The following is a 7759-nucleotide window of genomic DNA, read 5'->3' on the forward strand; positions in this document are numbered from 1 at the left end:
AATATCGGTATAAGTATCATGTTGCAGGAATTGCTGGTTCATAGACAGTAGGTGTTCATCGGAACAGAAAATATAATCCACCCGTTTGCCCAAATGTTTTTCTTTTTTAAAAATGGTAGTAAGAAAAGTTTTTAATAGGGTTTTGTTCTTCCAGTAAAAAGGCCTGTCTGCTGCATGAAAATAAATAATAGGCATGGTTTCTAATAGATGGTTAAAACCAAAATTCGTAATTAAACCCGATAAAATGGGTTTACTTTTGTGTTTTATAAACATCAGCAGAATGTCTATTTTGTATAGACCACTCAAATAAACAAACTGTAAAAAATTCACAACCTATTACATCCCATTATGAAACCATTGAGTCAGTTGAAGATTGGAGACAAAGGCACCATTACCACATTTAAAAACGATGAGCTATTCATTAAGCTGATGGAAATGGGTTGTGTGCCGGGAGAAATGATTAAGGTAGAACAAATTGCCCCATTAGGCGATCCCATTTCCATTTCCGTTGCCGGTTATTCTTTAAGCCTCCGGTTAAATGAAGCGGCAGCCATTATGATTGATAATATCACAAACGAAAAAAAAACACATTCATGAGAATTGGGCTGTACTTTGGCTCTTTTAACCCTATTCATCACGGCCATTTAATTATTGCCAGTCATATTGCCAATCATGGTCCGGTAGATCAGGTTTGGTTGGTAGTAAGCCCACAAAACCCTTTGAAACCTGCACCGGGTTTACTGAACGAATTCCACCGTTTACATTTGGCACGTTTGGCCATTGCAGCAGATGATATGCAACTGAAAGTATCGGATGTGGAATTTGGTTTACCCAAACCCTCTTATACCATTGATACCTTAACTTATTTAAGCGAAAAATATCCGCAACATCAATTTGCTGTGATTATGGGCAGTGATAGTTTTGAAAACATCCACAAATGGAAAAACCATACATTATTAATGCAGCAATATCCCTTATTGGTGTACCTGCGACCCGATCATTCTTTACCCAACCACCTACCCAAAGGAATAACGGTATTAAAAGCACCCATGCTCGATATTTCTGCAACCTATATCCGCAAATTGATTCAGGAGAAAAAAAGCATTCGCTACTTAGTACCGGAACCCGTTCGAATAGAAATTGAGAAAGCCGGATACTATGTAAAGTAAAAAGGGAATAAATTTACATTATAAATTAATTATTTTTTAATCTATTAAACAGTTTTGTCATCATGAAAACAACCAGCCTTCTCGCTCTATCCTGTGCAGTATTATTGTTTGCCTGTGTTAGCCCGAAAAAACTCAGACAGTCGGAAGAAAAATACAATCAACTGAATGGTGCGTATTTAGAACTGCAACAGAAGTACCGCGACTGCCAGGGAAATTTGAGCGCTTCAGACGATGAAATCAAAGGCCTTCAAAATCAAAAAAGTATTCTGGTAGGGCAAATTGGTGACTTAAACAAACAGGTAGATTTTTTGAAACAAAACAATACACAGGTATTGAATCAATTAAAAGATTTGTCGGTTATTTCGGCATCTCAGGCAGAAAGTATTAAAAAATCAATGGATAATATGAGTTCTAAAGACAGTTACATACAACAATTACAAACCACTATTGCACAAAAGGATTCCATGAATATGGCATTGGTGATGAATTTAAAAGGTGTATTAGGTAATTTAGAGGATAGTGATATTAATATTAAAGTTGATAAAGATGTAGTGTACATTGATATTTCTGATAAACTATTGTTTAAAAGCGGCAGCTACGATGTAACCGACCGGGCTAAAGTAGTATTGGGTAAAGTAGCCAAGGTACTCAATAACCAACCCAATATAGAATTTATGGTAGAAGGCAATACAGACAGTATTCCGTTTAGAAACGGATTATTATTAGACAACTGGGATTTAAGTGTAAAACGTGCCACTTCAGTAATACGTATTTTACAAAATAATTATGGCATTGATCCAAAAAGAATTACAGCTGCAGGACGCAGTCAATACGTTCCCGTTGCCTCAAACAATACTCCAGAAGGAAGAGCTGCAAATCGCAGAACCAGAATTATAATTTTACCACAGTTGGACCAATTCTTTAAGTTATTAGAAAAACCAAAAACCAACTAATATCCATCCATACCATAAAAAAGGTTGCTTTATTAAAATGAAGCAGCCTTTTTTTTATGATAGCATCAAGATAAAAAAACACATAAAATAAAAAAAACAGCAAAAGTAACACAATAAAATAAATTAATTAGTAAATATATTATATAAAATAAAAATAGTAATCAATATACAAAAAATTTATCCACACTGGTCTGTGTACATCCCTTTTAAACCTGTTAGAAAATCGTTTTTTGGATAAAAACACTGTGCTTAAAAAAAGAATAACTAAGCGTAAAAAAGAGATATACTGAAAATTCAGTGTAATCCACACAAACCATCACCAGTTCATACACTGTGCATAACCTGTTAAACCAAAAAAGTGAATACAGTAAAACAATACAATACACCTGCGTGCATAAACTCTACCAATACAGTAATCACTTATGTTTCACGGTGTGAATAATCTGTGAAAGCATAGGGATAACTAAAGAATAATTAACTTTACACATTGTTGATAAGAAAGTTATCCCGATATACACACCCGTAATAGTAATAGGGTTTTTATAAAAATATATTATTAAAGAATTACTACCCGAGTTATGAACATTGCCGAAGCAAAAGCCAACTTATTATCAAAAGGTTTTTTAGATGTGGATATTGATCTGCACGTAGATTTGTTCCAGGAAATTGAACAACTCAAAAAACACAAAAATGCCATTATACTGGCTCATTATTATCAGGAACCCGATATACAGGATATTGCCGATTATATTGGCGATAGTTTGGGATTGGCCAAACAGGCATCACAAACCGATGCAGCCATTATTTTATTTGCCGGCGTACATTTTATGGCAGAGACCGCCAAAATATTGAATCCAGATAAAAAGGTTTTACTGCCCGATTTAAAAGCCGGTTGTTCGTTGGCCGACAGTGCCCCAACTGAATTATTCAAACAATTTAAAGCCAAACATCCCGATCATGTAGTGATTTCTTACATCAACTGCACCGCCGAAATAAAAGCCCTGAGTGATATTATTTGTACTTCGGGCAATGCTGAAAAAATAATAGAAAGTGTACCCGGAAATACGCCCATCTTATTTGCACCCGACCGTAATCTGGGAGCCTACCTCAATAAAAAAACCGGCCGAAATATGTTGTTATGGAATGGAGCCTGCCAGGTACATGAAATATTTAGTGTAGAAAAAATTACCCGATTAAAAATAAGGCATCCCGAAGCTAAATTATTGGCCCATCCTGAATGTGAAGAATCTGTTTTAGCCATGGCCGATTTTATAGGAAGTACTACCCAATTATTAAAATATAGCCATACCGATAGCGCTCAGTCTTATATTGTAGCCACCGAAACTGGTATCCTGCATCAAATGCAAAAAGATAATCCCGGTAAAGCCTTTATACCGGCGCCGCCCAATAACAATTGTGCTTGCAACGATTGTCCGTATATGAAGCTGAATACACTGGAAAAAGTTTACAATACCTTATTATACGAATTACCTGAAATTACCATGGAAGAGGATTTGCGTATAGCCGCCAAAAAACCTTTAGACCGCATGTTGGCCATTAGTAAAGCTGCGGGATTAATTGGATAAACAGCAATGAAATACCATTATATGCACTTCATAGAGTCAATTCAAGAAAAACCTGAAGGCAGGTGATTCAGCCAATCTCTTGTTCGCCTATTCGTTCTGCAGCAATCAACAAGCAAAGTATGGCCAAATTATATTGTGTTTAGGTAGTGCCTGCCGTGTAACCGGTACGCAGAGGCAGCCCATTTAAAACCTGCAGAGAAGTGTTAGAATCTGCATGCCTGAATATTTTGTGCGCATCCACTACAGTAGCATCACCAACGGCAGGAATGGAAGCTACGGTTTTGGGTTTTGGCAAATAGGCATCTATTAACCGTTGCACTGCCACTGCCAGCGCTACACCTTTTTTCAGCCATTGCATCAATTGGCCTGTGATTTTTTGTTGTAACCCCTTTTGCGGCGGCAGTTGACGGTATATTTTACTGGCAATAGGCGATGCTATTTGCAGCCATGCACTGTACTGCCGCAAGCGGGCAAAAGCCGGATCGGCATAAAACCTTTTTTTATTAATAGAGGTTTTGGTACGCACCATTTGCCGACCGTTGACCACATAAAAGGTAAGGCCATTAAAAGTACCCGAAATATACGTATAGGGAATGGTAGCCATATAATATTGACTTTTTTGTATACAATATACAACAACGCAACCCCCGTTTCCAAATTTTAGAGCAGGTTTTTTGTGAAAAAAATACGGGTATTTATAACAATAAAGAAGACCTAATGTAAGGCAGCTAGATTTGATAGAAATACCTATCAACAGCGTTGCGCAACGCTGTTGAGTTGATGTTGTATGGAAGCAGGATGGATTTGAGGGAGGAGAAAAAAATCCCTAATGGAGTAAAAAATGTATATAAAAAATTTGGTGCATAAAGCTAAAAGGTATATATTTAATCTTAATAGAAAGGGAAAAACAGTAAACCTCTGGGCTGTGTGGGTGAGGACAGCGAAGCTGTATAAAGCTGTTAAAAAAAGGTGTAAAATAATGAACGTATGGGGTTGGCTGGCTTTACGAAAGCGTTTAAAAATGTATGTATATTTCGCGGAACCGTTATAATACCTTGAAAATAAGTATAATAATATTTTTTATTTATAATATAATAACTTCAGAATTATGGTATATTTATGAGTGGTGGCAAGTATAAACTGACATTTCTCAATTAAATAATTTTAATGTTTTCTTATGACAGGCAAAACAATTATACGAAAATTTATTTTGATAGCGCAATTGTAGGAATTTTAGATGTTCTTATGACTGGCAATTCGTTTGGTATTAATACAGTACCTCCGCTTAATGCCACTAATGAACAATTAATTTTATTTGCTAAACAATATTATCAGGAAGTTTTAAAAGGCGCATGGTTGCAAGCGGTTGGTACTTTTTTTATTATACTTTTTGCAATTGCGATTGTTGATTTAACTGTAGTAACCAATACCTTTTCAGTTTGGCTGACCATATTGGATTAATTGATACGTATTATGGTAAGTGTTACTGAAGTTGTTTATTATATAATGGTATAATGGTATTGTACACAGTTCCGGAAACAATACGTAGAACTATTTTGTTAGTGACATTTTAATACTTAAATATTGTATGATTGATAATTAACATATAAAATAGGGCATCTTATTCAGCCATTAAATTAGAAGTAGTTTTGTACCAGCTATATTACTTTTATGAATAAAAAGAAAAGGGGCAGATAGACGAGAAATCAGTCAGTTGTAGTCTGTTATCAATTTTAACAGCGGGGAGAAGGGATTTTATCACTGTTTTGGAGGAAGGTAATGGGAAGGTTGAAAGGAGGGTAGTATTAATTATAAACATCTATTATTTTATTTTAGATATGCAAATAATTGTTCTTAAAATACTGGAGCACCGAAATGCTGAATGTATTGGCATTTATTTTAAAGTAGATACCCGGCTTAACGGAATAGTAAAAAAAATACCAGGTATTAAATGGAGCAGGACACATACCTGCTGGTATTTGCCGCTAAACCGCAACAACTATCAATTAATTATGGACACATTAAGCTGCCATGCTTCTATTAATAATGCAGCTCTAAAAAAATATATCATAGAAGAAAAAGAAACAGGGAACACCACTATGCAACCTGCAGCAAACAAACCCAAAATTACGAGCCAGGCCACATCCATAATAAGCAATGAAAATAATAAAGCAATGGCAATGCTTGTGCAGCAACTAACTTTAAAGGCCTATAGCCCTTCCACCATAAAAACATACCGAAACGAATTTGGCCGGTTGCTGCAAACTATAAAACAAAAGCATGTAGATACATTAACTGCAGATGAGCTACGCCGCTATATGGTTTATACAATAGAAAAAGAGGGAATAAGTGAAAACACAGCTCATAGCAGGCTTAATGCATTAAAATTTTATTTTGAACAGGTGCTGGGCCGTGAAAAGTTTTTTTGGGAAATACCCAGGCCCAAAAAACCCTTACTGCTTCCTAAACTATTAAATGAAAAAGAATTAGGAAGGTTGTTTAATGCACTATCTAATAAAAAACATAAAGCCATGTTATTTACTGCATACAGTGCCGGTTTAAGGGTAAGTGAAATTGTGGAATTAAAGATATCGGATATAGACAGTAGCCGTATGCAAATTTTTGTGCGGCGAGCAAAGGGCAAAAAAGACAGGTATGTAAACCTAAGCCCTGTATTATTGGATATATTAAGAAAATACCTTAGTGAGTACAGGCCGCAGCCAAAAGAATACTTGTTTGAATCTGAACAAACCAATACCGCCTACCCCACCCGTACGGTGCAGCAAATATTTAATAATGCCAAAACCAAGGCGGGCATTAAAAAAGAGGTAGGTGTGCATAGTTTACGGCACAGTTTTGCCACACACCTGCTTGATAAAGGAACGGATATACGTTATATAAAGGATCTACTGGGGCATTTTGACATAAAGACAACGGAACGGTATTTACACGTAAGCAAACGAAATTTGGTAAACATTAGTAGCCCATTGGATGATTTAATGAAAAAAGAAAGCATAGAATGGTAAAACCGCTGTGCGGGGGCGACAATTTGATTTTGATAACAGTAAAGCATTGATTTTAAGCAATCTATAAGGAGTAATAGCGATAAACAGTAAAATTTTGTTTTACAAAAAGAGCCGAGTGGATTGTCCTAACGAAAATTGAAATTGTATAATGTTAAGTAGTTGGCTATCAAGGTGTGTTTTTTTAGGAAAGTAGCGTATTATAGCATATATTTATGTGTTGCCTGCAATACGGCTGACAATCCTAAACCAAAACATCGTGACAAATATTGAATATCTGCAAGACTTCATTGGAACTGCAATCAAACATTTGGAAGAGGTTCGGACAAACGGAGTAAAAAAAGAAATTTCCTTCACTATAAACTGTTCAGACCTCGAAGACTTCAATTATGTTGACATTCGGCAATCAGCGAAATTCAAGTCCATTTTTGACCAACTTATCAGTGCAAGTGGACCGTCGTTGTACTGGTTTGAAATTGTCTCTGAAACTGATACAAAAAAAGTGATAGAGGCACTTAATAATTACAAAGCTTCTGAAAGACCAAAGGCAACGCCAGCATTAAAGTCGAACATAAATTATAATTCAAAAGTTTTGTATGTGGGAAAAGTAAAGGGGACTTTCTGGGGGCGATTAATTCAGCACTTAGGCTTTTTCAAAGTGAATGCAACTCAAGGCTTGCAATTGTTTTACTGGGCAAAAGACTTGTCGATTGAGTTGAAAGTAAATGTCCTGGAGTTCGACAATAATATGGCGGACATCATGCCAATTATCGAATATGCTTTTGCAAAGAGACTTCAACCGCTTATTGGAAAACACAAGTAATAATGTACTGCAGGCAACAGCGGTTTGGCGTCAGTGGGGCTGGACGAATGAACCATCAGCTATTTGCATTTATTAGCAGTTGTTTCAGCACGACGTTCAACATTGAGCTTAAGTTCTTAAATTCATCATCATTAATTCTAATCAGCTTCGGTTATCGGCTGGACGAATATAAACTCCCCACCGAACGCCAAGCCGATGGACGTTA

General features: G+C 36.1%; 9 protein-coding genes and 1 pseudogene. 8 read left to right on the forward strand and 2 right to left on the reverse strand.

Annotated features, from left to right (window positions below; all coding sequences use genetic code 11):
* Positions 1 to 273 (reverse strand): annotated as a pseudogene (locus tag EO766_RS17425) (hypothetical protein); the annotation flags it as partial.
* A gap of 75 nt (positions 274 to 348) precedes the next feature.
* Between EO766_RS17425 and EO766_RS17430 the strand changes: the two are divergent.
* From EO766_RS17430 to nadA, 4 genes are all read left to right on the forward strand, one after another.
* The gene (locus tag EO766_RS17430) at positions 349 to 597 is read left to right on the forward strand and encodes a FeoA family protein (protein WP_074418424.1); all 249 of its coding nucleotides are present in this window, start codon (positions 349 to 351) and stop codon (positions 595 to 597) included.
* Positions 594 to 1169 (forward strand): nicotinate (nicotinamide) nucleotide adenylyltransferase, encoded by a 576-nt coding sequence (gene nadD / locus EO766_RS17435; RefSeq protein WP_074420920.1) that lies wholly within the window; start codon positions 594 to 596, stop codon positions 1167 to 1169. Before EO766_RS17430 ends, nadD begins: the two co-directional genes overlap by 4 nt.
* A gap of 62 nt (positions 1170 to 1231) precedes the next feature.
* The gene (locus EO766_RS17440) at positions 1232 to 2122 is read left to right on the forward strand and encodes an OmpA family protein (RefSeq protein WP_074420919.1); all 891 of its coding nucleotides are present in this window, start codon (positions 1232 to 1234) and stop codon (positions 2120 to 2122) included.
* Positions 2123 to 2700: 578 nt separating this feature from the next.
* A complete protein-coding gene (nadA, locus tag EO766_RS17445; RefSeq protein WP_074420918.1) occupies positions 2701 to 3708 on the forward strand; it encodes a quinolinate synthase NadA in 1008 nt (335 codons plus the stop codon).
* 139 nt (positions 3709 to 3847) lie between these two features.
* Here the strand turns inward: nadA and EO766_RS17450 are convergent, their stop codons facing one another.
* A complete protein-coding gene (locus EO766_RS17450; protein WP_074418428.1) occupies positions 3848 to 4312 on the reverse strand; it encodes a hypothetical protein in 465 nt (154 codons plus the stop codon).
* A 563-nt stretch (positions 4313 to 4875) separates the two neighbouring features.
* Between EO766_RS17450 and EO766_RS17455 the strand changes: the two genes are divergently transcribed.
* The 4 genes from EO766_RS17455 to EO766_RS17470 form a co-directional block, all read left to right on the forward strand.
* Positions 4876 to 5169: a hypothetical protein gene (locus EO766_RS17455; RefSeq protein WP_074418430.1), complete on the forward strand. Its 294-nt coding sequence runs from the start codon at positions 4876 to 4878 to the stop codon at positions 5167 to 5169.
* Between the two features lie 377 nt (positions 5170 to 5546).
* The gene (locus EO766_RS17460) at positions 5547 to 6734 is read left to right on the forward strand and encodes a tyrosine-type recombinase/integrase (protein WP_074420924.1); all 1188 of its coding nucleotides are present in this window, start codon (positions 5547 to 5549) and stop codon (positions 6732 to 6734) included.
* A gap of 256 nt (positions 6735 to 6990) precedes the next feature.
* Entirely contained in the window at positions 6991 to 7554 is a 564-nt protein-coding gene (locus EO766_RS17465) for a hypothetical protein (protein WP_081299128.1), read from the forward strand.
* 2 nt (positions 7555 to 7556) lie between these two features.
* Positions 7557 to 7759: hypothetical protein (locus tag EO766_RS17470; protein ID WP_287101674.1), on the forward strand; the 203-nt coding region annotated here is incomplete at its 3' end.

The organism is Hydrotalea sp. AMD (assembly GCF_004100315.1).
Taxonomy (GTDB): Bacteria; Bacteroidota; Bacteroidia; order Chitinophagales; family Chitinophagaceae; genus Hydrotalea; species Hydrotalea flava.

Coding starts and splice junctions, on each gene's coding strand:
- EO766_RS17450 (WP_074418428.1), bottom strand. CDS start 4,312: ATGGCTACCATTCCCTATACGTATATTTCGGGTACTTTTAATGGCCTT.
- nadA (WP_074420918.1), top strand. CDS start 2,701: ATGAACATTGCCGAAGCAAAAGCCAACTTATTATCAAAAGGTTTTTTA.
- EO766_RS17455 (WP_074418430.1), top strand. CDS start 4,876: ATGTTTTCTTATGACAGGCAAAACAATTATACGAAAATTTATTTTGAT.
- nadD (WP_074420920.1), top strand. CDS start 594: ATGAGAATTGGGCTGTACTTTGGCTCTTTTAACCCTATTCATCACGGC.
- EO766_RS17440 (WP_074420919.1), top strand. CDS start 1,232: ATGAAAACAACCAGCCTTCTCGCTCTATCCTGTGCAGTATTATTGTTT.
- EO766_RS17460 (WP_074420924.1), top strand. CDS start 5,547: ATGCAAATAATTGTTCTTAAAATACTGGAGCACCGAAATGCTGAATGT.
- EO766_RS17430 (WP_074418424.1), top strand. CDS start 349: ATGAAACCATTGAGTCAGTTGAAGATTGGAGACAAAGGCACCATTACC.